The 25,822-nt window shown below is 73.5% G+C and carries 22 protein-coding genes and 1 tRNA gene; 6 read left to right on the forward strand and 17 right to left on the reverse strand.

The window, feature by feature from the left end; all coding sequences use genetic code 11:
* Positions 1-202 precede the first annotated feature (202 nt).
* The gene (locus LH62_RS01060; RefSeq protein ID WP_236552434.1) at positions 203-2,710 is read right to left on the reverse strand and encodes an ABC transporter permease; all 2,508 of its coding nucleotides are present in this window, start codon (positions 2,708-2,710) and stop codon (positions 203-205) included.
* A gap of 120 nt (positions 2,711-2,830) precedes the next feature.
* Between LH62_RS01060 and LH62_RS01065 the strand changes: the two genes are divergently transcribed.
* Entirely contained in the window at positions 2,831-3,568 is a 738-nt protein-coding gene (locus LH62_RS01065; RefSeq protein ID WP_043358711.1) for a TerC family protein, read from the forward strand.
* Here the strand turns inward: LH62_RS01065 and LH62_RS01070 are convergent.
* On the reverse strand, positions 3,543-4,313 hold the full coding sequence (locus tag LH62_RS01070; protein WP_043358713.1) for an SDR family oxidoreductase: 771 nt from the start codon (positions 4,311-4,313) through the stop codon (positions 3,543-3,545). The two genes, LH62_RS01065 and LH62_RS01070, sit on opposite strands and share 26 nt — an antisense overlap.
* A 58-nt stretch (positions 4,314-4,371) precedes the next feature.
* On the opposite strand from LH62_RS01070, the gene LH62_RS01075 reads away from it, so the two are divergent.
* Genes LH62_RS01075 through LH62_RS01085 form a run of 3 tightly spaced genes read left to right on the forward strand, consistent with a single transcriptional unit; the run spans position 4,372 to position 6,798 of the window.
* Positions 4,372-5,253 (forward strand): YicC/YloC family endoribonuclease, encoded by an 882-nt coding sequence (locus LH62_RS01075; protein WP_082012776.1) that lies wholly within the window; start codon positions 4,372-4,374, stop codon positions 5,251-5,253.
* The gene (gmk, locus tag LH62_RS01080) at positions 5,250-5,870 is read left to right on the forward strand and encodes a guanylate kinase (protein WP_043358716.1); all 621 of its coding nucleotides are present in this window, start codon (positions 5,250-5,252) and stop codon (positions 5,868-5,870) included. The genes LH62_RS01075 and gmk overlap by 4 nt, the downstream gene beginning before the upstream one ends.
* A 1-nt stretch (position 5,871) precedes the next feature.
* Complete coding sequence (locus LH62_RS01085; RefSeq protein WP_043358718.1) at positions 5,872-6,798, forward strand: AEC family transporter; 927 nt, start codon at positions 5,872-5,874, stop codon at positions 6,796-6,798.
* Here the strand turns inward: LH62_RS01085 and LH62_RS01090 are convergent, their stop codons facing one another.
* The 5 genes from LH62_RS01090 to LH62_RS27900 all read right to left on the reverse strand — a co-directional run bounded on the left by LH62_RS01090 (position 6,799) and on the right by LH62_RS27900 (position 11,986).
* A complete protein-coding gene (locus LH62_RS01090; protein WP_043358720.1) occupies positions 6,799-7,827 on the reverse strand; it encodes an amino acid ABC transporter substrate-binding protein in 1,029 nt (342 codons plus the stop codon). It lies immediately after the preceding gene.
* A 14-nt stretch (positions 7,828-7,841) separates the two neighbouring features.
* Positions 7,842-9,158 carry an FAD-binding oxidoreductase gene (locus tag LH62_RS01095; RefSeq protein ID WP_043358721.1) on the reverse strand — a complete coding sequence of 439 codons (1,317 nt, stop codon included), beginning with the start codon at positions 9,156-9,158 and terminating at the stop codon, positions 7,842-7,844.
* Between the two features lie 79 nt (positions 9,159-9,237).
* Positions 9,238-10,062: a 16S rRNA (adenine(1518)-N(6)/adenine(1519)-N(6))-dimethyltransferase RsmA gene (rsmA, locus tag LH62_RS01100; protein ID WP_043358723.1), complete on the reverse strand. Its 825-nt coding sequence runs from the start codon at positions 10,060-10,062 to the stop codon at positions 9,238-9,240.
* Entirely contained in the window at positions 10,059-11,363 is a 1,305-nt protein-coding gene (locus LH62_RS01105; RefSeq protein WP_043358726.1) for a peptidylprolyl isomerase, read from the reverse strand. The genes rsmA and LH62_RS01105 overlap by 4 nt, the downstream gene beginning before the upstream one ends.
* Positions 11,364-11,416: 53 nt before the next feature.
* Entirely contained in the window at positions 11,417-11,986 is a 570-nt protein-coding gene (locus LH62_RS27900) for a biliverdin-producing heme oxygenase (protein WP_052213560.1), read from the reverse strand.
* Between the two features lie 124 nt (positions 11,987-12,110).
* Here LH62_RS27900 and hemN point away from each other — a divergent pair, with 124 nt between their 5' ends.
* Positions 12,111-13,457: an oxygen-independent coproporphyrinogen III oxidase gene (hemN, locus tag LH62_RS01115; RefSeq protein ID WP_043364909.1), complete on the forward strand. Its 1,347-nt coding sequence runs from the start codon at positions 12,111-12,113 to the stop codon at positions 13,455-13,457.
* Here the strand turns inward: hemN and LH62_RS01120 are convergent.
* From LH62_RS01120 to pip, 8 genes are all read right to left on the reverse strand, one after another.
* Entirely contained in the window at positions 13,439-13,828 is a 390-nt protein-coding gene (locus LH62_RS01120) for a winged helix-turn-helix domain-containing protein (RefSeq protein ID WP_043358728.1), read from the reverse strand. The two genes, hemN and LH62_RS01120, sit on opposite strands and share 19 nt — an antisense overlap.
* 49 nt (positions 13,829-13,877) lie before the next feature.
* Entirely contained in the window at positions 13,878-14,645 is a 768-nt protein-coding gene (gene modA, locus LH62_RS01125) for a molybdate ABC transporter substrate-binding protein (protein ID WP_043358730.1), read from the reverse strand.
* 67 nt (positions 14,646-14,712) lie between these two features.
* Complete coding sequence (locus tag LH62_RS01130) at positions 14,713-17,961, reverse strand: efflux RND transporter permease subunit (protein ID WP_052213561.1); 3,249 nt, start codon at positions 17,959-17,961, stop codon at positions 14,713-14,715.
* A gap of 12 nt (positions 17,962-17,973) precedes the next feature.
* The gene (locus LH62_RS01135; RefSeq protein ID WP_052213562.1) at positions 17,974-19,206 is read right to left on the reverse strand and encodes an efflux RND transporter periplasmic adaptor subunit; all 1,233 of its coding nucleotides are present in this window, start codon (positions 19,204-19,206) and stop codon (positions 17,974-17,976) included.
* Positions 19,207-19,208: 2 nt separating this feature from the next.
* Positions 19,209-20,393: a TolC family protein gene (locus LH62_RS01140; protein WP_052213563.1), complete on the reverse strand. Its 1,185-nt coding sequence runs from the start codon at positions 20,391-20,393 to the stop codon at positions 19,209-19,211.
* Positions 20,394-20,643: 250 nt separating this feature from the next.
* Positions 20,644-20,979, reverse strand: coding sequence for a hypothetical protein (locus LH62_RS01145; protein WP_043358731.1), 336 nt, complete (start codon positions 20,977-20,979; stop codon positions 20,644-20,646).
* Between the two features lie 224 nt (positions 20,980-21,203).
* Positions 21,204-21,280 (reverse strand) — tRNA-Arg (locus LH62_RS01150).
* Between the two features lie 20 nt (positions 21,281-21,300).
* A complete protein-coding gene (pip, locus tag LH62_RS01155) occupies positions 21,301-22,251 on the reverse strand; it encodes a prolyl aminopeptidase (RefSeq protein ID WP_043358733.1) in 951 nt (316 codons plus the stop codon).
* Positions 22,252-22,417: 166 nt separating this feature from the next.
* Between pip and LH62_RS01160 the strand changes: the two genes are divergently transcribed.
* Positions 22,418-23,182, forward strand: a complete 765-nt coding sequence (locus LH62_RS01160; RefSeq protein WP_043358734.1) for a hypothetical protein — start codon at positions 22,418-22,420, stop codon at positions 23,180-23,182.
* Between the two features lie 97 nt (positions 23,183-23,279).
* Here the strand turns inward: LH62_RS01160 and LH62_RS01165 are convergent, their stop codons facing one another.
* Together LH62_RS01165 and LH62_RS01170 are read right to left on the reverse strand one after the other, a co-directional pair.
* Positions 23,280-24,623 (reverse strand): aldehyde dehydrogenase family protein, encoded by a 1,344-nt coding sequence (locus LH62_RS01165; protein ID WP_043358736.1) that lies wholly within the window; start codon positions 24,621-24,623, stop codon positions 23,280-23,282.
* Positions 24,607-25,821: an FAD-dependent oxidoreductase gene (locus LH62_RS01170; RefSeq protein ID WP_043358738.1), complete on the reverse strand. Its 1,215-nt coding sequence runs from the start codon at positions 25,819-25,821 to the stop codon at positions 24,607-24,609. Before LH62_RS01170 ends, LH62_RS01165 begins: the two co-directional genes overlap by 17 nt.
* Position 25,822 lies beyond the last annotated feature (1 nt).

The following is a 25,822-nucleotide window of genomic DNA, read 5'->3' on the forward strand; positions in this document are numbered from 1 at the left end:
AGGTGTCTCGAACCTCCCAAAGGGGGTTATCCCCGCAATGTGCATTTATATGGACAGGCTGTAACCCGTTTCAACGGGATTCGGGAGTGGCAGTTGGAAGGCAGCCTCACAACCTTTCCGGCCGACGGGCGAGGGAGCCGCCGGCCTGCCTAATATGGCCCGGCGACCGGTTAGGTTCATGTGAAGAAGTGTGCACGACCACCTATTCGTTCCGCAGGAGCGGCGCGGGGCGGGCGCGGAGCGCGAGGGCGGTGCCGATCTGGCCGCAGAGCAGCGTCAGCAGGGCGCAGCCGAGCACGGTCGCGGCGAGCGTCCCCGGCAGCGGCGCCCAGTGCGCCTGCATCACCAGGGTGACGACGGCCCAGGAGGCGGCACTGCCCGCCACCGCCGCCAGCACCCCGGCGACGAGGCCGATCAGCGCATATTCCACCAGCCAAGCGGCGCGGATCTGCGCCCGCGTCGCGCCGATGGTCTTCAGCACCACCGCGTCGCGCACCCGCTGGCGCTGCCCGGCGGCGACGGCGCCCGCCAGCACCAGCCCGCCCGCCAGCAGCGTCACCCCGCCCACCGCCGAGAGCGCGGTGCCGATGCGGCCGAGCAGCGTCGCCACCGCCTCCAGCGCATCCCGCACCCGGATGCCGGTGACGTTGGGGAAGGCATCGGTCAGCACGCGGAGCACCGTCGCATCCTGCGCCGCATCGCCGCGGAGGGTGGCGATATGGGTGTGGGGTGCTGCCTCTAGCAGGCCGGGCGAGGCGACCATGGCGAAGTTCAGTCCGAGGCCACGCCAGTTCACGTCGCGCAGGTTGGCGATGGTGAAGTCGATGTTGCGGCCGAGGATGTTGAGGGTGATGACGTCGCCAAGCCCGACTTCCCAGCCCTTGGCGATGTTCGCCTCGAAGGAGAGCAGCGGCGGGCCGCGGTAGTCGGCCGCCCACCACTGCCCGGCGACGAGGCGCGTGCCGTCGGGCGGCGTCGCCGTGTAGGTCAGGCCGCGGTCGCCCCGCAGCGCCCAGGCGGTTTCCGGCGTCGTCCGGAACTGCTCGGCAGGGATGCCCTTCACTGCCGCAACCCGGGCGCGGAGGCTCGGCACCCGCTTCACCTCCTCGATGCCGGGGATGCCGCGGGCCAACGCATCGAACCGCCCGACCTGGTCCGACTGGATGTCGATGAAGAAGAAATTCGGCGCATTGGCCGGCATCTCGTCGGCAAGCTCGCGCCGGAGGTTGCCCTCGATCTGGGCGATGGCGGCGAGCGTCGTCAGCCCGATGCCGAGCGAGACAACCAGCAGCACGGTCGGTGCCCCCGGACGGTGCAGGTTGGCGAGGCCGAGGCGCAGCGCCGGCCGCCGCAGATGGCCGAGACGACGGGCGACGAGCATCAACCCGGCGGCGCCGAGGCGAAAGAGCAGCAGCGCCCCGATCGCCGCACCGCAGAAGCCGGCGGCGAAGATCGGGTCGCCGGAGCTGCGGATGACGAGGGCGACCAGTGCCAGGGCGGCAAGCGCATTGAGCGCCAGCACCGGCCAGGCCGGGCGGCCGGTGGCGGGCTGGACGGCATCGCGGAACAGCGCCGCGCCCGAAATCCGCGCCGCCCGGCCGAGCGGCCAGAGGGCGAAGGCCAGCGCGGTGAGGACGCCGTAGAGCGCCGCGCCGATCAGCGGCCGCGGATAGGGGGCGAGGCGCGGCGGCACCGGCAGCGCGCCGGACAGCGCCTGCGCCGCCGCCCAGGTCAGCCCGTAGCCCACCACCAGCCCGATGACGATGCCAAGCGCGGCCAGCGCCATCACCTGGATCAGGTAGGTGAAAAAGATGACCGAGGACGGCGCGCCGAGGCAGCGCAGCGTGGCGATGGAGCGGGCGCGGGCCTCCAGCCAGGCGCGCACGCCGGTGGCGACGCCGATCCCCCCCACCAGCAGGGCGGTGAGGCCGGCGAGCGTCAGGAAGGAGGCGGAGCGGTCGAGGAAGCGGTTCACCCCGGGTTCCGCCGCATCGGCGGTCCGGATGCGCCAGCCCTCGGTAGCGAAGGCGGCCTGAAGGCTGTCGGCGAATTCCTTCGGGTCGACGCCGGCCGGCAGGCGGAGGCGGAGGTCGCTTTGATAGAGGCTCCCGGGCTGGATCAGCTGCGTCTCGGGCAGGGTGGCGGCGGCGATCATGGCGCGGGGGCCGAAGAGCGCGGGCGTCGCCACCTTGTCCGGCTCCAGCTTGACCGTCGCGGCGAAGCGGAGATGCGCCTCGCCGATCCGCACCTCGTCGCCGAGGGAGAGGCCGAGCCGCCCGGCGACCAGCGGGTCGAGCGCGATCATGCCGGGGGCCAGCGGCACGGGCGGGTCGAGCTCGAGCCGGCCGATCAGCGGGTAGGCGCCGTCCACCGCCTTCAGCTCCACCAGCATGCGCTCCCCCCGCGGCGAGACGGCCATGGCGCGGAGGGAGGTAATGGCGGAGGGGGCGGCGCCGCGGGCGGTGACCCAGGCGAGGAGCTCCGGCGGCAGCGGACGCGAGCCGCCGCGGACCTCCACATCGCCGCCAAGGATGCGGGCGCCATCGGCCCGGAGGCCAGCCTGGATGCCGGCCCGGAGCGTGCCGACCGCAGCGATGGCGGCCACGCCGAGGGCGAGGCAGGCGAGCACGATGCGCAGGGACCGCATCCCGCCGCGTAGCTCGCGCCGCGCCAGGACGAGGCCGAGCCTCGCTTGGCCGAGGATGCCCAAATATCGTCTCCGCAATGGTGTTATGCTTCCGAGGTGGGGCGCCGGAAGGGCGATCCAAGGCCTGGCGGCAACGCTTGCAGTGAAGAAGCGTTACGCCGCCCGACCGGGAGAGCGGAACGAATGGAAAGTGAAATTGTCGTCGCCCTTGTGGCGCTCATCGCGATGGAGGTGGTGCTCGGCATCGACAACCTCGTCTTCATCGCCATCCTTTCCAACCGCCTGCCGGAGGAGCAGCGGGTCAATGCGCGGCGGATCGGCCTCGGCCTCGCGGTGCTGATGCGCTTCGCCATGCTGGCCGGGACCTCCTGGCTGTTGTCGCTGACCCGGCCGCTTTTCGACGTGGCGGGGATGGAATTCTCCGGCAAGGACCTGATCCTGCTCGCCGGTGGCCTCTTCCTGATCGGCAAGGCGGTGATCGAGATCCATCACCGGGTCGACCCGGACAGCCAGGCGGCGGCGCATCAGGCGGATGCGCGCGTGGCGAGGTTCTGGCCGACGGTGTTCCAGATCCTGCTGCTCGACTTGGTTTTCTCGGTGGACAGCATCCTGGCAGCCGTCGCGCTGACGCGGGAATTCTGGATCATCGCCACCGCAATCGTCGTTGCCGTACTGGCCATGCTGCTGTCGATGGATGCGCTCTCCCGCTTCATGGAGCGCAACCCGACGGTGGTGATGCTGGCGCTGGCCTTCCTTGTCATGATCGGCATGGTGCTGGTGGCCGAGGGCTTCGGCGTCCATGTGCCGAAGGGCTTCGTCTATGTCGCCATGGCCTTCGCCGCGGCGGTGGAGGGGCTCAACCTGCTGGCCAAGCGGGCGACACGCCGGAAGGGGACTACTCCTTCGCCGGGAAGCGGTTGAAGACCAGGGCGCGAAGGCCGGGCGGCAGGCCGCCCGCCAGCCGCGCCGCCAGGTAGAGCGGCCAGGGATAGGCGATGCGGGTACGGCCGGCGGCGATGCCGGCCAGCGTCCGCTGCGCCGCCTCCTCCGGCTCCATCAGGAAGGGCATGGGAAAGGCGTTCCGGGCGGTCATCGGCGTGCGGATGTAGCCGGGGCAGACGGCATGGAGGCGGATGCCGCGCCGCCGCTCGCTGGCATCCAGCGCTTCGGCCCAGCGCTGCACCGCCGCCTTGCTGGCGCAATAGGCGGGCGCGCCGGGGGCGGCCACGAAGGCGGCGACGGAGGCCACCACCGCCACCCGGCCGCGCACACCGTCCGGGCCGGGTGGCTGGGCGGCCATCGCCTCGATCGCCGGAAGGGCGGTGTTCAGCACGCCGGTGACATTGGTCTCGAAGACCGAGCGGGCGACCGAGGCGGGCTCCACCGCGCCGCCGGTGCCGGCGGAGATGCCGGCATTGGCGAGGACGAGGTCCAGCCGGCCGGCGCCGGCGATCCAGCCGGCCATGGCGTCGGCGTCGCGGACATCGACCACGCGCGGCGTGGCGGTTGTGCCGGCGGCGCGGCAGGCCTCGGCCAGCACTTCCAGCCGGCCCGCATCCCGGCCGCCGAGATGCAGCACCCTCCCCTCCCCCGCGCAGGCGAGCGCCAGCGCCCGCCCGAGGCCCGAGGAAGCCCCCGTCACCAGCACATGCCGCCACGCTGCCATCGCTTGCATCCTGCCGCGCCGCGCGGGACAAGGCGCGGCGATGGGCACTCTTATGAGCATGACCGGCTTCGCGCGCGAGAGCGGCGTGCTGGCCGACGGCACCGGCTTCGTCTGGGAACTCCGCAGCGTCAACGGGCGGGGCCTCGACCTCCGCCTCCGGCTGCCGAACGGCATGGATGCGCTGGAGGCGGGGCTGCGCGAGACGCTGACCCGGCGGCTGAAGCGCGGCAACGTCTCGGCGACGCTGAGCCTGAAGCGGGAGGAGCGGCCGCGCCTCGCCGTCGATCCGGCGGCGCTCGACCAGGCGCTGCGGCTGGCGCTCGACCTCGCCGCGCGCATCCCCGGCAGCGCGCCGCCGCGGGCCGAGGCGTTGCTGGCGCTGCCCGGCATCATGCGGAGCGAGGTGCCGGAGCCGGACGAGTCGCTCGAGGAGGCGAAGCGGGCCGAGCTCACTGCCGCCTGGGGCCGGGCGCTGGAGGGGCTGGTCGCCGCCCGCCATGCGGAGGGGACGAAGCTCCAATCCATCCTTGCCGGGCTGCTCGACGAGGTCGCCGCGCTGCGCGAACAGGCCGCGGTCGAGGCCGCCGACCAGCCGGAGGCGCAAAGGCGGAGGATGCTGGACCAGCTTTCGGCACTGCTCGGCGAGACCGGCACGGCGCGGGTGCCGGAGGAGCGGCTGGCGCAGGAAGTGGCCCTCCTCGCCCAGAAATCCGACGTGCGGGAGGAGCTTGACCGCCTCGGCGCGCATATCGAGGCGGCCCGTGCACTGCTGAAGGCGGGCGAGGGCGCGGGGCGGAAGCTCGACTTCCTTACCCAGGAATTCGTGCGCGAGGCGAATACGCTCTGCTCGAAATCAGCCTCCGTCTTCCTCACCCGCACCGGGCTGGCGCTGAAGGCGGCGATCGAGCGGCTGAAGGAGCAGGCGGCGAATGTCGAATGATGCGTAAGGGCTGCTGCCTCGTCCTCGCCGCGGCGCCGGGGGGCGGCAAGACCAGCATCTCTCGCGCGCTGCTGGAGCTGGAGCCGGACCTCCGCCTCTCGGTGAGCGCGACGACGCGGGCGCCGCGGCCGGGCGAGCGGGAGGGGGAGCACTATTTCTTCCGCAGCTCCGAGCAATTCGCGGCCGGCGTCGCGGCGGGCGAATTCCTCGAGCATGCCAGCTTCCTCGGCCGCTCCTACGGCACGCCGCGAGCCCCGGTGGAGGCGGCACTGGCGGCCGGGCAGGACGTGCTTTTCGACATCGAGTGGCAGGGGCACCGGCTGCTGAAATCGGCCATGCCGGAGGATGTCGTCGGCATCTTCCTGCTGCCGCCGAGCCTCGCCGAGCTGGAGCGGCGGCTGCGCGGCCGCGGCCAGGACGGCGAGGAGGAGATTGCCCGGCGCATGGCCGCCTCGCGCGAGGAGATGCGGCACTGGAACGAGTTCGACCATGTGCTGGTGAACGACGACTTCGCCGCCACCGTCGCCGCGGCGCGCGCCATCCTGCACGCCGCGCGGACGCGGCGGAGCCGCCTGCCCTGGCTGCCCGGCTTCGTCGCCGGGCTGCTGGGCGAGTAGCTTGGGCGCCGTTCTCGAGGTCGTCGGGCCGGTCTTCGTCATCATCGGCCTCGGCTGGGCGATGGCCCGCCGGAGTTTCATCGACGCGCCGGGCTTCGCGGCGCTGAACCGCTTCGTCTTCACCTTCTGCGCGCCCTCGCTGCTCTTCCTCGGCGGGACGACCGGGGCGGGTGGCGGCGGGCGGGCGGCGCTCGCCTTCTTCCTCGGGACGGCGGTGCTCTATGCGGGCGTGCTGGTGCTGGCGCGGCGGCGGATGCCGCTCGGCCGGGCGGGGATGCTGGCGCTCGACGCCACCTTCGGCAACACGGTGATGATGGGTATCCCGCTCATCCTCGCGGCCTTCGGGCAGGCGGCGCTGGCGATGCTGCTGGCGATCCTCGCGCTTCATTCCATGCTGCTGCTGGGGACGGCGACCGTTGTCGCCGAGATCGGGCTGCATGCGCAGGCGCCCTGGCGGCGGGTGCTGCGGGCGACGCTGCTCGGCGTGGCGCGGAACCCGATCGTCATGGCGGTGCTGGCGGCGCTGGTCTGGCGGCTGGTCGGCCTGCCGCCGCCGCCGGGCGTGGTGCGGCAGACGCTCTCGCTGCTCGGCGGCGCGGCGCCGCCGGTGGCATTGTTCTGCCTGGGCGGCAGCCTGGCCCGCTTCGATGTCGCCAGCGCCTGGCGGGAGACGGTGGTGGCGACGGTGCTCAAGCTGCTGGCGATGCCGGCGCTGGTCGCGCTGGTGGGCGCGGCGATGGGGCTCGACCAGCTGGAGATGGCCGTCGCGGTGACCGCGGCGGCGCTGCCGACGGGCGCGAACGCCTTCCTGCTCGCCGAGCGCTACCGCATCGGCGCGGCGCGCTCGGGGGCGACGGTGCTGGCGAGCACGCTGCTCTCCGTCGTGACCCTGGCGGGGATGCTTGCCTGGTTCGGGGTCGGCTGGTGATCAGCGCATGGGCGGGGCGAATTGCAGGCCGCCCTTGGTCCAGAGCGCATTCGGGCCGCGCTCCACGCCCATCGGGGTGATCGAGCGGTCCCACATCTCGCCGTAATTGCCGACCTGGCGAATCGCCTCATAGGCCCAGCGGTTGTCGAGGCCGAGCGCCTCGCCGAGATTGCCCTCGCGCCCGAGCAGGCGGCGGATGTCGGGGTTGGTGCTGGCGTCGTGCTTGGCAAGTTCGGTGCTGCGGACCTCGAGCACCTCGGCGGTCAGCAGGGCGAAGTGCACCCAGCGCACCACGTCGAACCAGCGGTCATCGCCCTTGCGGACCATGGAGCCGGAGGGGCCGGTGCTGATCATCTGCGGCAGGATGCGGTAGTCCTTCGCCCGCTCCGGCCCGAGCCGCCAGCGGAAGCCGGCGAGTTGCGAGGCATCGGTGGTGAAGGCGTCGCACCGGCCGGCGAGAAAGGCCTCCTGCACCTCGGTCACGCCGCCGATCATCACCGGGGTGAAGCGCATCGAGCGGGTACGGAAAAAGTCCGCGAGGTCGAGCTCCGTGCTGGTGCCCGGCCGGACGCACACACTGGCGCCGTCGAGCTGGCCGGGCTCCGTCACGCCGCTGTCGGCGCGGACGATGAAGGTGGTGCCGTCCCAGAAATTCGTCGCGGCGAAGAGCAGGCCGAGATTGCCCTCGCGCGTCAGCGACCAGCCGGTGTTGCGGATCAGCACGTCGATCTCGCCCGACTGCAGGGCGGTGAAGCGGGTCTGCGCCGAAAGGTTGACGAAGCGAACTCGCTTGGCGTCGCCGAGCACGGCGGCGGCGATGGCGCGGCAGTAATCGGCATCGAGCCCCTGGCTCTCGCCACGGCTGTCGGCGAGCGAGAAGCCGGCGATCTCGCCGGAGACGCCGCAGAGCAGGTTGCCGCGGGCGCGGATCGCGTCGAGCGTCGCCGAGCCGCTGGGGCGGGTCTGGGCGATGGCAGGCCCGGTGGCGAGGCCGAGGGCGAGCAGGGCGAGGAGGGCGAGGCGGCGCATGAAGTCTCTCCGGGTTAAGCGGCGCGGCGGGTGGAGCGGGCGAAGCGTTCCAGCCGGAAGGGCGCCGGATCGACGACGGGCGGGGCGCCGATGGCAAGCTCGGCGGCCAGCCTCCCGGCGCCGGGGCCGAGGCCGAAGCCATGGCCGGAGAAGCCGCTCGCCAGGACCAGGCCGGGCAGCGCCGCGACCGGGCCGATGACGGGCACCGCATCGGGCGTCGCATCGATCAGCCCACCCCAGCTATCGGCGACGCGCATCGCCTTGAAGGCGGGGAAGTCGCGGGCGAGGTTGGCCTGCGCCTCGGCCAGGATGCCGGGGACGGGGGCCGGGTCGAGCACGCGGACGCGCTCGAAGGGCGTCACCTCGTCCATCGACCAGCGGCGCGGCATGCGCCATTCCTCGAGGAAGCGGCCGCCGACGCGGAGCCGCAGCTCATGCCATTGCTTGCGGAGCGAGGGCAGGAAGTCGCCCATCAGGCGGAAGCTGTCGGGCACGATCTCGGCGACGCTGGCGCCGCGCTGGGCCACGGTGTAGCCGCCGTCGCGCCGCTTGCGGAAGGCCCAGTCGGAGGCGCCGACCGCCATCTCCGGCAGGCCTTCCAGCTTCTCGGTGCGGAGGACGGAGCCGAGAATTTTCAGCTGCGGGAAATCGACGCCATGGTTGCCGAGGAAAAGGCGCGACCAGGCACCCGCGGCGAGGATCACGCTGTCGCAGGCGATCCGCCCGCGCTCGGTGACGACGCCGACGACACGGCCGCCGGTCATGTCGAGGCCGCGCACGGCGCAATCCGTGAGGATGACGGCGCCGGCGCGGCGCGCGGCCGTGGCCATGGCCGGCACCGCCATGAAGGGCTCGGCCCTTCCGTCGCTCGGCGTGTGCAGGCCGCCGGCCCAGCGGCGGGTGGTCTGGGGGAACATCTCGGCCACCTGGTCGGGGGTGAGCAGGCGGGCATCGATCTGCCATTGCCGCGCATGCTCGAGCCAGGCCTCGTGCGCCGCGGTGTGCCGCGGGGTTTCGTGCAGGTAGACGACGCCGGCGCGGCGATAGCCGGTCGGCGCCTCAAGGCGGGCTTCCATCCCCTCCCACTGGCGGAGGGACTCGAGGGACAGGGGCAGCTCGGCCGGGTCGCGGCCCATCTTGCGGCACCAGCCCCAATTGCGGCTGGACTGCTCGCCGGCGATGCGGCCCTTCTCCACCAGGGCAACGGAGATGCCGCGCTCGGCGAGCGTCAACGCGGCCATGACGCCGATGACGCCGCCGCCGATCACCACGACCGCGGCGCGGGCCGGCAGCGCCTCATCGCCCTGAAATGGATCAACCGCTGCAGGCATGCGTCACCTCGAGGACAATGCGGCAGGGTGACGAATCGGCGAGGCGAGGCCAAGGGCCGTTTCTGCATCGCAACACTCCTCAGGCGCGGGCCAGCAACACCCGGGCGAGGCGGTCGAATTCGGCGATGCTCAGCGTCTCGGCCCGGCGGTCGCCGGCGATCTCCGCCGCGGCCAGCAGGCCCTCGGCATCGCCAAGCGACTTGAGCGCGCCGCGCAGCATCTTGCGGCGCTGGCCGAAGGCGGCGGCGGTCAGGCGCTCCATGCTGCGGAACAGCGCCTCGCCGGGATCCTCCGCATGCGGGGTGAGGCCGACCACGGCGGACCATATCTTGGGGGGTGGGCTGAAGGCGCCGGGCGGCAGGCGCAGCAGCAGCTCGCAGCGGCAGCGCCACTGGGCCAGGACGCCGAGCCGGCCATAGGCTTCCGTCCCTGGCGCGGCGCAGATGCGCTCGGCGACCTCCTGCTGGAACATCAGCGCCATGCCGGTCAGCGCCGCGGCGCCACGCAGCCAGCTGACCAGCAGCGGCGTCGCCACGTTGTAGGGCAGGTTGGCGAGGATGGCGCGCGGCGCGGGGATGAGTGCCGCGACGTCGATGGTCAGCGCATCGGCCTCGATGACGCGGAGGCGGCCGGGATGGGCGGCCTCCAGTTCGGCCAGGGCGGCGATGGCGCGGCGGTCGAGCTCCACCGCCGTCACCGTCTCGGCCGGGCCGGCGAGCAGGGCGCGGGTCAGGCCGCCGGGGCCGGGGCCGACCTCCAGCACATGCCGCCCCGAAAGGTCGCCGGCGAGGCAGGCGATGCGGGCGCAGAGTGCCTCGTCCAGCAGGAAATGCTGGCCGAGCGATTTCCGCGCATCGAGCCCATGACGGGCGATCGTTTCCCGCAGCGAGGGAAGCGCAGTCAGTTCCGCATCTCGATCACGGCGCGGCGGCGCAGGTCGCGCTGGAGCTGGCGGGACAGCAGCTCGATCCGGTCCCGCAGCATCTGCTGCTTGGCCTGGTCGGGCGTCAGCTCGGCGAGGTTCCGCTGCTCGCGGGAGCAGACCATCATCACCAGCACGCCGTCCGGCATGAGGATGGGCTGCGAGGGCTTGCCGGGGGTGAGGCCCGCCAGCATGGCCCGCAGCGGCGGCGGGTTCACCGTCTCGAGCCGGATCTGGCCGGGGTCGGCGGCGCGGTCGCCGCCGCCGGCGCTCCGCGCCGCGGCCTCGACGGCGTCGCAGCTGCGGGCACTGGTGGCGAGGCGCTGGGCCTTGTCCACCTGGTCGCGCTGCTGCTGCGTCGGGTTGTTCGGGTCGAGCGTGCCGGCGAAGGGGAAATAGGCTTGGCGGACGCTGATGAGCGTGGCGAGGTCGCGGCCGCTCTCGCGCTTCTGGCGCAGGGCGACGATCTGGAAGCCGCCGGGCACCTTGATGGCGTTGCTGATGGCGCCGGGCGGCATGCGCTCCGCAACGGCGGCGACGGCCGGGTCGAGGTCCTCCTTCCGGGTCCAGCCGAGGTCGCCGCCCTGCAAGGCGGTCTGCGACTGGCTGAACTGCGTCGCCGCCACCGGGAAGGGAATGCCGGCGCGGAGCTGGCGGATCACCTCCTCGGTGAAGCGGTTGACCTCGGCCTCGTTCCGCGGGTCGTCGAGCGGGACGAAGATCTCGGAAAGCAGGTATTCCGGCTGGCCGGTGCGGGCGGCGGCGGCGCGGATGGTTTCCTGCACCTCGGCATCGGAGGGGATGGCGGTGGGGCCGAGCTGCTGGCGCAGCAGCCGGGCCCAGCCGATCTGGGTGCGGATCTGGTCGTAGAGCACGCGCGGCTGCACACCGACCTGGCGGAGCTGCTGGCTGAGCGCGCCCTCCGGCAGGTTATTGCGCGTCTCCAGCTCCTTCACCGCATCGGCGACGTCGCTGTCGGCGACGGGGATGCGGCGGCGCTGCACCTCCTGCAGGCGAAGACGCTCGTCGATCAGCAGGCGCGTGACCTGCGGGGTGAGGCGGTCCAGCACCTCGGGCGCCACGGCGATGCCGGCATTGAGGGCGAAGAGCCGGGCGCGGCCGACGATGTCGGCACGGCTCACCACCTCGCCGTTGATCACGGCGACGATGCGGTTGGTCTGCGCCGCGGCCTGGGATTGCGGCGGCAGCTGCGCGCCCGCCGGCAGGGGCAGGACGGCGGCCAGCAGCAGGGCGAAGGCAGCGGGACGGAAGGGGCGCGGCATGGGGGCGTTCCTTAGCCGGGCTGCGGCAGCAATGCCAGGGCCATGCATGGCGGTCAGGCGAACCAGGCCTCGAAGGCAGCGAAGGTCGCGGCGGCGCCGGCCTGCATCCCGGTGAGGCCGCCGGGCTCGGCGCCACAGGCTTCGATGGCGGCGCAACAGGCGGCCCACATCGCCCCATGCCGCGCGCCATGGCCGAGGAAGAAGCCCCTCCCCTCCCCTGCCGGCAGAATGTGGTCGAGGCCGCGGGCGAGGTGGCGGCCGCCGAGGGTGGAGCCTTCGGTCACGTAGAGCGCGCCGAGCGCCTCGGCCGCGATGGCGAAGCGGGGCACGGGGGCGAGCGGTGCCTCGGCCGGGGCGCCGAGATGCGCGAGGTCGGCCCGCAGCAGCGGCGCGCGGCGCCGCCCGGCCAGGTCGATGCCGTAGTGGGCGAGCGAGGGGGCGGCGGCGAGGACGGCCTCGATCGCCGCATGGAAGCCGAGCAAGCGGCGAAGCAGCGCGGCATAGCCAGCCCGGTCCAGCCGGCCCTCGGCAAGATCCTGGAAGACGGGGATGTGGTGCAGCCGTTCATGCGCCGCGGCAGTGGCCGTGCGGAGGGCGAGGCGAGAGGTCTGGTGGGAAGGCACTGGGGCGCGGGATACCTTGGCAAGGAGGATACCGTACCAGCCCGGTCGGGTTAATGCCAGGGATAGGCCCGCCGGTTTGCGCCGGCGCAAGGACGGTGGCGCGGCAACGGTGCAGCCTGCCGGCATGACCGATGCCGCCCTTCCCTCCCGCCTTCTCCTCGCCGAGGCACGGGTGCCGCGCTACACCAGCTACCCGACGGCCGCGCAATTCGGTCCGCTGGAGGAGGCCACCTATCGGCAGTGGCTGGCCGGGCAGGTCGGGCCGGGCGATGCGCTCTCGCTCTACGTGCATGTGCCCTTCTGCCGCGATCTTTGCTGGTACTGCGCCTGCCACACCCGGCCGACGCGCTCGGCGGCGCGGATCGAGGCCTATCTCGCCGCGCTGCTGGCCGAGGCGGGCCTGCTGGCCGAGGCGCTGCCGGCGCATGGCGGCATCGCGCACCTGCATCTCGGCGGCGGCACGCCCTCGATCCTCGGGCCGGAGGGGCTGCGGGCGCTGGTCGGCCTGCTGCAGGAGCGGTTCGGCCTGCGGACGGGTGCCGAGCTGGCGATCGAGCTGGACCCCAGGCTGTTCGATGCGCCGCTCGCCGGGGCGTTGGGCGAGCTCGGCTTCACCCGGGCGAGCCTCGGCGTGCAGGATATCGACCCGGAGATCCAGCGGCGCATCGGCCGGGTGCAGCCGGCCGGGCAGGTCGCCGAGGCGATGCGGCTGCTGCGCGCCGTCGGCATCGGCGGGGTCAACCTCGACCTGATGTACGGGTTGCCCGGGCAGGCGGAGGCGCATGTGGCGGCGAGCGCGCGCTTCGCCGCCACGCTCGGCGCCGACCGGCTTGCGGTCTTCGGCTATGCGCATCTGCCCGGCGCCCGGCCGCATCAGCGGGCGATCGACGCCGCCCTGCTGCCCGGCACGGCGGCGCGCATGGCGCAGGCCGAGCGGGCGGAGAGGGAACTGGTCGCCGCCGGCTACGTGGCGCTCGGCCTCGACCATTTCGCCCGGCCCGGAGATGCCCTGGCCATCGCTGCGGCGGAGGGGCGGCTGCGGCGCAACTTCCAGGGCTACACGACGGATGCGGCGCCGGTGCTGCTCGGGCTCGGGGCCTCGGCCATCGGCTCGCTGCCGGGCGGCTTCGCGCAGAACCTGGTCGATGAGCGGCGTTATGCCGAGGCGGTGGGCGCGGGGCGGCTGCCGGTCGCGCGCGGCCTGGCGGTGACGGCGGAGGACCGGCTGCGCGCCGGCCTGATCGAGCGGCTGATGTGCGACTTCGCCCTCGACCTCGACCGGCCGGAGGCAGCGGCGGTCATCCGCGAGGCCCAGCCGCGGCTTGCGGCGCTGGAGCGCGAGGGGTTGGTGCGGCGCGCGCCGAGCCAGCTGGAGGTGACGCCGCTCGGGCGGCGCTTCGTGCGGCAGGTGGCGGCCTGTTTCGATGCCCATGCCGAGGCTGGGGCGGCGCGCTATTCCGTCGCCGTCTGAGGCTCCTTCGTCCGGCGCATGAGGGCGGCGAGGCGGGGTTCCGCGGCGCGCTGGGCGGCCCGTTCGATGGCGCGGTAATCGGCGACCAGGTTGCGGCCGGCCTCGGTCAGCGTCGCGCCGCCTCCACGATGGCCGCCGGGGCTGGCCGTCACCGCAGCTTGGCCGAGCAGCCGGTTCAGCGCGTCGACCAGGTCCCAGGCGCGCTTGTAGCTCATCCCCAGCGCGCGGCCGGCGGCGGAGATGGAGCCCTCGCGGTCGATCGCCTCGAGCAGGTCGATCTTGCCGGGGCCGACGCGGCCCCGCGGCAGGTCGATGCGGAGGCTGAGCAGGCCGGATTCCTTGGCAGTGGCGGTCGATCCTTCATCGGTCATGGGGCGGAGTGTAGCGCCTTCCGTGCGGGCGGCCGCCGAAAAACGCGGCTCAACGGGCCAGGGCGAAGCCGAAGCGCCGCCAGGCTGGCGCCGCCTCCGGCCCGGCGAGGAAGGCGAGCAGGGCGCGGGCCTCCGCATTGCCCTCGGCACGGCGGGTCAGGGCGAAGGGGTAGGTGATCGGCGGGTGGCTCGTCGCCGGGAAGGTGCCGAGGACGCGGACGCCGCTGCCGGCGGCGGCATCGGTGGCGTAGACGATGCCGTAGGGCGCCTCGCCGCGCTCGACCAGTAGCAGGGCGGCGCGGACATTGTCGGCGCGTGCCAGGCGCGGGGCGAGCGCTTCCCATTGCCTCATCCAGGTCAAGGCGGCCTGCGCATAGCGGCCGACCGGGACATGCGCCGGGTCGCCGGTGGCGATGCGGCCGGCGGGCCCGAGCAAGGCGGCGAGGTCGGTTTCCCTGGTCAGGGCCACCGGGCGGGCAGCACCGGCGGGGGCGACGAGGACCAGCGAATTGCCGATCGGGCTGCTGCGCGTCGCCTCTGCCAGCAGGCCACGCTGCTGGAGGTAGTCGGCCCAGGGCTCGTCGGCGCTCATGAAGAGGTCGGCCGGAGCGCCCTGCTCGATCTGCCGGGCCAGGGCGGAGGAGGCGGCGAAGGAAAGGCGCGGCGCCGGATGGCCACGCGCCTGCCATTCGGCGGCGAGGGCACGGAGTGCATCGGTGAGGCTGGCGGCGGCGAAGACGGTAACCGGCGCCTGCGCGCGGGCGGTGCCGGAAAGGGCGAGGCCCGCGGGCAGGGCGAGGAGGTTGCGACGGCGCATGCAGATCTCCCGGGACGTCGTATCCGCTTGGATATAGCGAATGGGATGGACACCGTCGATGACCGGCCTAGCCGGTACCGGCCAGATCGGGCGCGCGCTTCCGCAGGTTGGCCCCGTCCGGCATGGCCGCCGGTGGCGGGTCAGCGCTGCCGAAGCGGGCATAGAGCGCGGGCAGCACCATGAGGGTCAGCAGGGTCGCCGTGACGAGGCCGCCGATGACCACCGTGGCGATCGGCTTCTGCACCTCGGCGCCGGCCCCGGTGGCGAGCGCCATCGGCACGAAGCCGAGCGAGGCGACGAGCGCCGTCATCGCCACCGGCCGCAGCCGGTCCATCGCCCCCTGGCGGATCGCCGCCTCGCGGCCGAGGCCCGCGGCGCGCAGCGTCCGGATGTGGTCCAGCATGACGAGGCCGTTCAGCACCGCGACGCCCGAAAGGGCAATGAAGCCGACCGCGGCCGAGACCGAGAGCGGCATGCCCCGGAGCCAGAGCAGGGCGATGCCGCCGGTCAGCGCCAGGGGCACGGCGCTGAACACCAGCAACGCGTCGCGCGGCGAGCCGAGGGCGGCGTAGAGCAGCAGGAAGATCAGGAAGAACACCGCCGGCACCACCACCAGCAGGCGCCCGCGCGCCGCCTCCAGGTTCTCGAACTGCCCGCCCCAGCCGAGCCAGGAGCCGGCGGGCAGGCGCAGCTCCGCCTCCACGCGCGCCCGGGCCTCGGCGACGACGGAGGCGATGTCGCGGCCGCGGATATTGGCGGTGACGACGATGCGGCGCCGGCCGTTCTCGCGGCTGACCTGGTTCGGCCCCTCGGTCAGCCGGAAGGCGGCGAGGCTGCGGAGCGGGATGCTCGCGCGCGCCTCGCCGGGCAGCGCCACCGGCAGGTTGCGCAGCGCCTCGAGGTCGCGGCGCACCGCCTCCTCCACGCGCACCAGGATGGCGAAGCGGCGGTCCCCCTCGAAGACGCGGCCCGCCTCGCGGCCGCCGATCGCCGTGCCGATCACCTCCTGCACCGCGCCCAGGCTGAGGCCGCGCCGGGCGATGGCCGCCTTGTCCACGGTGATCTCGAGGAAGGGCAGGCCCGTCGCCTGCTCCACCCGCACGTCCTCGGCGCCTGCGATGCCGCGGAGGATGCCGGCGACCTGCTCGGCCGCCGCCAGCATCGCTACGGAGTCCTCGCCGAAGACCTTGACGGCAAGGTCGCCGCGGGTGCCCGCCAGCAACTCGTTGAAGCGCATCTGGATGGGCTGGGTGAACTCGTAATTGTTGCCCGGCAGCCGGTTCACCGCCGCCTCGATGCGCCGCACCAGCGCCGCCTTCGGCAGCGACGGGTCGGGCCAGTGCTCGCGCGGCTTCAGGATGATGAAGGCGTCGGAAACGTTGGGCGGCATCGGGTCGGAGGCGACCTCGGCGGTGCCGGTCTTCGAGAAGACGACCGCAACTTCGGGAAAGCGCGAAACCGTCGCCTCGACCGCGAACTGCATCGCCTGCGACTGGGAGAGCGAGGTCGAGGGGATGCGCATCGCATGCATGGCGATGTTGCCCTCGTCGAGCTGCGGGATGAATTCCGAGCCGAGCCGGGTGCCGAGCAGCAGCGCGCCGAGGAAGGCCAGCGCCGCGGCGCCGATGACCGGCGCCGGCCGCCGCAGGGCGAGGCCGAGCGCCGGGGCATAGCCGCGCCGGAGGGCGCGCAGCAGCCGGTTGTCGCCCTCCTCGACCCGCCCGGTGACGAGAAGGGCGACCATGGCGGGAACGAAGGTGAGCGACAGGACGAAGGCCATGGCGAGCGCGATGATGACAGTCAGCGCCATGGGGACGAACATCTTGCCCTCCACCCCCTGGAAGGCGAGCAGCGGCACGTAGACCAGGATGATGATGGCCTGGCCGAAGACCGAGGGGCGGATCATCTCGCGCGCCGCGGCGGCCACCGTCTCCAGCCGCTCGGGCAGGAGTAGCCGCCGGCCGAGCGCCCGCTGCCGCCCTGCCAGGTGGCGCAGCGCGTTCTCGGTGACGATCACGGCACCGTCCACGATCAGGCCGAAATCGAGCGCGCCGAGGCTCATCAGGTTGGCGCTGATGCCGCCCTCCAGCATCCCCGTCGCGGTCAGCAGCATCGTCGCCGGGATGACCAGCGCCGCGACCACCGCCGCGCGCAGGTTGCCGAGCAGCAGGAACAGCACGGCGACGACGAGCAGCGCGCCCTCGCAGAGATTCCTCGCCACCGTGCGAATCGTGGCATCGACCAGCTCGGTCCGGTCAAGCACCGTGCGCAGCCGGATGCCGGGCGGCAGCGTGCGGACGATCTCGCGCAGCTTCGCCTGCACCGCGGTTGCTACGGTGCGGCTGTTCTCGCCGATCAGCATCAGCGCGGTGCCGACCACGGCCGGCGCCCCGTTCGCGCTGGCGCTGCCGGTCGGCAGTTCCCGCCCCAGCTCGACGCGGGCGATGTCGCGGATGCGGATCGGCACGCCCTCCCGGGTCGCCACCACGACCTCGCGGATGTCGTCGAGCGTCTCCAGCCGGCCGCCGGAGCGGACGACATAGCCCTCGCCGCCGCGCTCGATATAACCGGCGCCGCGGCTCTGGTTGTTGCGCTCCAGCGCCTCCGCCACCGCCGCGAAGGAAAGGCCAAGACCGATCAGCCGGGCCGGGTCCGGCTCGACATGGTACTGCTTCACGGCGCCGCCGATGGCATCGACGCCGGCGACGCCAGGCACGTTGCGGAGCTGCGGGCGGATCACCCAATCCTGCAGCGTCCGCAGATAGGCCTCGCGCTCCAGCTCCGTCGCCAGGCGCGTGCCCTCGGGGGTGAGGTAGCCGCCATCCGACTGCCAGCCGGGGCGGCCGTTGCGCGCGATGTCGCCGGCCTCGCGCGGCGCCCAGTCGAGCGTCCACATGGTGACCTCGCCGAGGCCGGTCGTGATCGGGCCCAGCCTCGGCTCGGCGCCCTCCGGCAGCAGCTCGCGTGCCTCGGTCAGCCGTTCCAGCACCTGCTGGCGGGCGTAGTAGATCTCCGCATCGTCGCGGAAGATCGCCACCACCTGGCTGAAGCCGTTGCGCGAGAGCGAGCGGGTGGACGCGAGGCCGCGGATGCCGGCGAGCGCGGTCTCGACCGGTACCGTCACCTGCTTCTCGACCTCCTCGGGCGAAAGGGCGGGGGCCAGGGTGTTGATCTGCACCTGGTTGTTGGTGATGTCGGGCACCGCGTCGACCGGCAGCGACTGCAGGGAGCGCAGACCGAAGCCGGCGGCGGCGGCGACCAGCAGCACCACCAGCCAGCGCTGGCGGACCGAAGCCTCGATGATGCGTGCGATCATGGTCCGGCGGCCCTAATGCTCGTGCCCGGCTTCGGCCTTGCCGAGCTCGGCCTTGAGCACGAAGCTGCCGGCGGCGGCATAGCGCTCGCCGGGATAAAGGCCGGAGACCACCTCGACGCCCTCCCCGTCGCCGCGGCCGAGCACCACCTCGCGCCGCACGAAGCCCTCCGGCGTGCGCAGGAACAGGATGCTCTCGCCGCCGATCTCCTGCACGGCGTCCCGCGGCACCAGCACCGGCACGGTCGTGCGCGCGGCGGCGACCTCGGCGGTGACGAAGCCGCCCGGGCGGAAGGCGCCCTCCCCGTTCGGCAGCTCGACCACGGCGCGGGCGGAGCGCGTCTCCGGGTCCAGCAGCGGGCTGAGGAAGACGACCCGGCCCTCGCCCCGCGCCTCGCCCCGGATGCGCACCGCCATGCCCTCCGTGACGGCGGCGAGGTCGGCGGTCGGCACCGCCAGCTCCACCCAGACGGTGGAAAGGTCGGCGAGCGTATAGACCTCCGCTTCGGCCGAGACCGCATCGCCGAGCATCCTGGGGCGGGAGGTGATGCGGCCGGCGATCGGCGCGCGGACCTCCTGGCGGCGCAGCGCCTCGATGGGCTGGCGCGGCAGGGCCTCGATCTCCGCGCCGCCGAGGCCGATGGCGGCGAGCTTCTGACGCGCGAGGTCGAGGCGGATCTGCGCCTCCTGCCAGTCGGTCCGCGCCTTCAGGAAGTCCTGCTCGGCCGAGATGCGGCGCTGCCACAGCCGCTGCTCGCGCTCGAAGATGAGGCGTGAGAGTTCGCTGGTGCGCAGCGTGGCGAGGTAGTCGCCCTTGACGGTGGCGATCTCGGCGCTTTCGACAATGGCCAGCACCTCGCCGGCCGCCACCGTGTCGCCGAGGCGGCGATGCAGGGCGGTGACGATGCCGGCCACGCGGGCGGGGACATGGGCCAGGCGGTCGGCATTCGCGGCGACGGTGCCGGGCAGCGAGGCATGCCGCGCGACGATGCCGGGGCCGGCCTCCGCCACCTCGATCCGGGCGGCGGCGACCTCATCCTCGGTCATGCGGAGGGTGCCGTCCGCGGCCTCCTCGTCATGCCCCTCATGCGGGCCGTGGGCATGGCCGCCGGCTGAATGCGGCGGCGCAGCCTCGACCAGCGGGGCGAGGCCGAGGCCGGAGCGCAGGGCGGCGGGCAGGCCGGGTGCCAGCACGGCGGCGCCGAGGGCGGTCATGGCGCCGGCGAGGAAGGCAAGGACGGGTTTCATGGTCACGGCCTCCCGGCGACGGCGGCACGGCCGCGGAGGCGGGCGATGTCGGCACGTAGCTGTTGCACCTCGAGCAGGGCGGCGTTGCGCTGCTCGCCGGCGTCGGACAGGGCGCGCTGGGCATCGAGCACTTCGAGCAGCGAGAATTTCCCGGCGGCATAGCCCTCGCGCGCCGCCGCCGCGGCCTCCGCCGCCGCGGGCAGGACGATGCGGCGGAGCGAATCGGCGGCGCGCCACGCCTGGTCCAGGCGACGCTCGGCATCGGCGAGGGCGGCATCGAGATAAAGGCGGCCGTGTTCCGCCTCGGCCTCGGCCCGGGTCAGCTCGGCCCCGGCGCGCAGGATGTTGCCCTGGTTCCGGTCGAAGACCGGCAGCGGCACGCTGAGGCCGAGCACGAAGGCGGTGTCGCCGCCCGCCTCGCGGTAGCGCCGGAGGCCGGCGCCGAGGGTGACGTCGGGGATGGCGTTGCGCCGTTGCAGGTCGAGTTCGGCCCGGCGCTGGTCGATCAGCGCATCGAGCCGGGCACGGTCGAGCTGGCCCGGCGGCGCGGGCGCCGCGCGGGCGGGGTCGGGGCGCGGTCCGGGGTCGTCGAACCAGGCGGACCGGGCGGGCAGGACCTCGATCTCCGGCGTCGCTAGGACTACCGAGAGGGTGCGCAGGGCGACCGCCGCCTCCCGCTCCGAGCGTTCGAGGAAGACCGCGGCGGTTTCCCGCGCCACCTCGGCCCGGCGCTGCTGCGGAAAGGCTTCCCGCCCGGCCTCGACCCGGGCGCGTGTGGCGCGGAGAACCTCATCCGCCAGCCGCACGCGCTCGCGGGCGATCTCGGCGGCGCGGCCCGCGGCCACTGCCCCGGCCATGGCGCGGTGCGCCTCGCGCGCCAGGTCGAGGCGCAGCGCCTCGGCATCGAGGCCGGTCAGCGCCACGGCACGGTCCGCCGCCGCGATGCGGGCCTGCCGCTTGCCGCCGGTTTCGATCCGCTGGGACAGGGCATAGGTGGTTTCCAGCGAGGCGATGCCGCGATAGGACCCGCTGCCGCCAACATTCTCGGCATTGAAGGAAACATCCGGGTTGGGCCGCAGCCCGGCGGTGACGCGGTCCCCCCGCGCCGCCTGACGACCGGCCTCGGCGCTGCGCAGGATGGGCGCGCGCGTCAGGGCGAGGCTGACGGCCTGCTCGGGGGAGGCCACGATAAGCCGGCCTGAGCGATCCGCTGCGGGCGGCGCCACGGCGGGGCCCGCCTGGGCCGTGCGGCGGCGTGGCGGTGGCTCGGCGCACGCGCGGGGAGCGATGGCCGTGGCAAGCAGAGCCGCGCCCAGCAGGGCGAGCGGAATACGGAACGGAATTCGGATCGGCATGGCACCCGGGGCGGACGGAAGGCGAGGCAGGCCACCGTCCCCGGTCTGGCGGGGCGCAGCGGCCGGGGCGGCTCAGCTTCGGTCAGGCCCTGGGTGGGCGCGCTGGGGGCTCCGCATCGTGGGAGGCGCGGGCTTGGTCGGTGAAGGCCGTGGCACGGCCCAGGGTGAGGACCAGCCTCGGCCGTCCGAGGGCCGGCGGCGTCAGGCGATCCGCCAGCTGGCAGGCGCAGTGAGAGCCGGCATGGAGGATGCCATGCGGACGCGACGGCGTGTCCGGGCCGCCATCTTGGTCCATCGCGGCGGACGACACCATGATCGGCCCAGCAGCGGGCGCGGCCTCGACGACGGGCGGCATCAGCAACGAGGCGAGCAACAGGACGAGCGTGAGCAGCCGGGCAATGACTGCCCGCCCGTTCATCGCTCCTGCCCTGCCCCTGCTGCAGGTCACGCCACGCCCCCGTATCATGTGGACGAGGTGTAAGGTGGTGGGAAGTTCGGTTCAAGTGGCCCGGCCGCGGGCCAGGCGGTGCGGCACGGTGGATGGCGTGCCTGGAGCACGGCGCCGCCCTTCCCTCGGCACAAGGGACAGGACGTTCGAGAGCAGGTCAGCACCCCTGGACTCGATCGATTTTGCGGAAGGAATGGTGTCCCCGGCGGGATTCGAACCCACGGCCCCCAGATTAGGAATCTGGTGCTCTATCCTGCTGAGCTACGGAGACCCAGTCAGGGGCTTACCACATCAGCCGCGTCGCCGGAACCGCTCCACCGCACTCACCAGCGCCGTGCGCACGCCGGGCTCGAGGGCGGAATGGCCGGCATCCGGTACCACGGTCAGCCGGGCGCGGGGCCAAGCTGCGGCCAGGTCGAAGGCGGTTTCGGGCGGGCAGACCATGTCGTAGCGGCCCTGCACGATCTCGGCCGGGATATGGGCGATGCGGTCCATATGGCCGAGCAGCCCGGCCCGCGGCAGGAAGAGGTCATGCGCGAAGTAATGCGCCTCGATCCGGGCGAGGCCGAGAGCGGTGCGGTCCTGGGCGAAGCTCGCCACCGTCTCCGGGCTCGGCAGCAGGGTGGAGCAGCTGCCTTCGTACTGGCTCCAGGCGCGGGCGGCGGGGAGGTGGACCATGGGGTCCGGGTCACACAGCCTCCGGAGATAGGCGCCCAGCAGGTCGCCGCGCTCCTCCGGCGGCAGATGCTCGGCGAAGGCGGCCCAGGCATCGGGGAAGATGCGGCGGAGGCCGGTCAGGAACCACTCCACCTCCGAGCGCCGGCCGAGGAAAACCCCGCGTAGCACGCAGCCCGTCACCCGTTCCGGATGGGCCTGGGCGTAGGCCAGGGCCAGTGTGCTGCCCCAGGAGCCGCCGAAAAGCAGCCAGCGCTCAATGCCGAGGAAGCGGCGCAGCGTCTCGATATCCTCGACCAAGTGCGGCGTGGTGTTGTCGCGCAGCTCGCCGAGGGGTCGGGACCGGCCGGCGCCACGCTGGTCGAAGATCACGACGCGCCAATGGCCTGGGTCGAAGAAGCGCCGATGCACCGCGCCGGCCCCCGCCCCCGGCCCGCCATGCAGGAAGAGCGCGGGCTGGCCGCGCGGATTGCCGACCTGCTCCCAATACATGACATGGCCGCTGGCGAGCGGCAGCAGGCCGGTTTCGAAGGGTGCGATATCGGGGAAGAGGTCGCCGCGGGGCATGTCCCAATATCCGCGGCCGGAGGCGGCTCGGCAACTGCCGGCGCGGGGTCCGGGCATGCGGTTTCCATCACATGGCACCGGAAAATGACAGATTCCCGACATCGGCGAAGCCCAGGGCGCGCGACGCCCCTTCGCCTTTCGCCGGCGCATCCCTACCTTGGCGCCAATGGCCACGCCCTCGCCCGCCCATTCACGCCCGACGGCACCCGAAGCCCTGCCGCGCTGCGCGGTCTGCGGCACGGGCAGCCGGCAATCCCCGTTCCGTCCCGGCCCGCCGGAACAGGCGCCGGATCTGGACCTGCGGCCGGGCGAGCCGGTGCGCTCCACCATGGCGCGCTGGCTCCAGCAATGCCCGAGCTGCGGCTATTCGGCGCCGAATATCACCCGCGCACATCCGGCGGCGGCGCAGGCCGTGGCGGCGGCCCCCTTCCGCGCGCTGATGGCGGAAGCGGCCTATCCGCCGCTCGCCCGGCGCTTCCTCGCCTGGGCGCATGTGCTGGAGGAAACGGGCGCGCTGCATGCCGCGGCCGAGGCGACGCTCCAGGCGGCCTGGGTGGCGGATGATCTCGGCCAGCCGGACCTGGCGAGGCTCTGGCGGCTCGAAGCGGTGGCGCTCTGGCGGGGCGGGCCACCGCTCGACCAGGAGCAGACGGTGCGCATCATCGACGCGCTGCGCCGGGCCGAGGCCTGGGAGGATGCGCGGATGACGGCCCAGGCCCTCGCCCAGGCGGACACGCCGGAGGCGGTGGCGCAGGTGGTCGGGCTCGAGATGCGGCTGATCGCGGCGCAGGATGCCGGGCGGCATACGGTGGCAAGCGCCCTCCCCCCGCCCGCGCGCCGGCCGCATGTGACGCATCAGCGGAGCCAGCCCAAGGGCGGCGGGACGACGGGTTTCCTCGGCCGGCTGCGGCGCTGGCTCGGCAGGGGCTAAAGCGGTTTCCGTTCGCACTGGCTCACGGAGCCCGCTCTAGCCTGTTGTTTTTACGAGAAAACTTTGATCGGACGACTCCATCTGATCGGAGTTTGCTTTAACGCAGGATCCGCCGCACCAGGGCCTTCGCACGCTCCGTGCGGGGCGGGTCGAGGAGGCGGGAAAGGCTCCAGCCGCCATGCGCAACGCGGGCGCGGAGGTTGCTGAACTCGCGGAAGCCTGCCTCGCCGTTGCGCCGGCCGAAGCCCGAGGCACCGACGCCGCCGAAGGCGAGGCCCGGAAAGGCGGCGTATTCGAGGCAGCGGCCCTCGATGATGGCGCCGCTCCTGGTGCCGGCGGCAATGGCCTCGCGCTCCGCCGCCGTGGCGTCGAAGAGGTAGATGGCGAGCGGCGGCGGCCGCCCGGCGATCCAGCCGATGGCGGCGGCGAGGTCGGGCAGCGGCTGCACGGCGAGGACCGGGCCGAACAGCTCCGCTTCGTGCAGCGGATGGCCCGGCGGCGCCTCGGCCAGCGCCAGGGACTGGCGACGGCCGGGGCCCGGCTCGGCCAGCGGCGTCAGCGCCGCGCCGGCGCATATCCCGGCCAGGCGGGCCGCCTGGCGGTCGTTCACCACGGCCGTCTCGGGCAGGCCGATGCCCGTCGCGCGGCAGGCGGCGGCGAAATCCTCCCTGCGATGGCCGACCAGCAGCACGGTATCCGGCGCGATGCAGGTTTGCCCGGCATTTACCGCCTTGCCGGCGAGGATCGCCTGTGCCGCGCGGGCAAGGTCGGCGCCGGGCAGGATGAGGGCGGGGCATTTGCCGCCCAGTTCCAGGGTCAGCGGGGTGAGGTTGGCGGCGGCGGCCTCCATCACCCGCCGCCCGGTCTCGGTGCCGCCGGTGAAGACCAGATGGTCCCAGGGCTGGGCAGCGAAATCGGCGGCGATGTCGGGGCCGCCCTGTACCACGCGGGCGATGTCCGCGCCGAGCGCCTCCGCCAGCAGCGCCTCCAGCAGGGCGGCGGTGCGGGGCGTCGCTTCGGAGGGCTTCACCACGATGCGGTTGCCGGCGGCCAGCGCATCCACGGCCGGCAGCAGGGCGAGCTGGAGTGGGTAATTCCAGGGCGCCATGATGCCGATGACGCCTTTCGGCACCGGCTCCTGCCAGGCGCGGGCGGGCAGGAAGGGAAAGGGGACGGCGACGCGGCTTGGCCGCGCCCAGCGAGCCAGGTAGCGGGCCGCATGGCGCGCGGCATCGACCACCAGCTTCACCTCGGCGAGCAGCGTTTCCTCCGGGCTGCGGCCGCCGTAATCGGCATCGATGGCGGCGGCGACATCATCCGCCCGGCGCAGCAGCACGGCGGCGAGCTTGCCGAGCAGGGCGCGGCGGCGGGCGAGGTCCGGGGCGCCGTCCCGCGCCCCGGCGGCGCGGAGGGCGGCAAGCGCGTCAGCCGCGGAGGGCATCGGCCGCTGCCTCGCCGCTGCGGGTCGCGGCCTCGATGGTGGCGGGAAGGACTGGGTCGGTCCAGTCGCCGGCCAGTGCCAGGTTGGGCAGCGGCAGGCGGGGCGGGCGCGGCGGAGGCCCCGGGGTGTGGCGTGGCGTGGCGCGGCGCTCCTTCACCACGCGGCAGGGCGGGGCCTCCTCCGGCCAGTCGCCGGCAAGGCCGAATGCGAGCGCCGCCTCGCGCAGCTCGGCCCATGCGCGGTGGGCGAGGCTGTCCTGGTCCTCCCGCGCGGCCTCGTCGCCGGCGCTGACGGTGACGCTGACGCCGGCCGGACGCACCAGCACCCATTGGCAGAGCGCGTCCAGCAGCCCGAGAAAGCGCACCGGCCCGGGGCCGGGATGGGCGTAGTGCAGGTTGACGATCGGGGCATAGGAATCGGGCGCCGGGAGATGGGGCAGCAGGCGGAGGCTCTCCCATGGCGGCGTCGCCAGCACCGCGGCATCGCCGGGACCGAGCCGTACCGCGTCCTCGCCGAAATCGAGGGCGGCGAGGCGGCCACCCTGCTGCACCAGCCGCCGCAGCCGGGCGCCGAAGCGGATCTCGGCGCCGGCGGCCTCCAGCGCGGCCAGTGCCGGGGCGACGAGGTCGGGGCCGAGGCCGGAACGGGCGACCAGCAGCCGCGTCGCCCCCGGCCCTCCCATCCGCCGCAGCACGGCACCGAGCCGGCGGGAGGAGGCCTCCACCGAGGGCGTGTTCAGCGCCGCGATCACCAGCGGATCGACGAAGCCGCGGTGGAATTCGGGGTGGGCGGCCATCGCCTCGGCCACCGGCCGGTCGCCCCAGGGCGCGGCGAGGCGGGTGAGCGCCAGCATGGAGCGCGCCGAGACGCCGGGCGGTCGAAGCGACGGGTCGCGCCAATGAAAGGGCGAGAGGGCCACGCGGAAGGCACGGCCGTCGCGCCGGTCGAGCACGGGCAGGCCGGCCGGCTCCGGCTCGACCCAACCCTCCAGCGCGCCGACCCGCTTCAGCAGGCCGAGGGCGGCGGTATTGGCGCCGAGCAGGGCATGGGTGCCGTTATCGGTGCCGTCCGGCAGGGCGCGGGCACGGCCGCCGGCACCGGGCGAGGCTTCGTGCAGCACGACCTGGCGGCCGCGGTCCACCAGGCGCAGGGCGGCGGCAAGGCCGGCGACGCCGGCGCCGATCACATGGATGGTCATG

It is taken from the genome of Belnapia sp. F-4-1 (assembly GCF_000802185.1).
In the GTDB taxonomy this organism is placed as follows: Bacteria; Pseudomonadota; Alphaproteobacteria; order Acetobacterales; family Acetobacteraceae; genus Belnapia.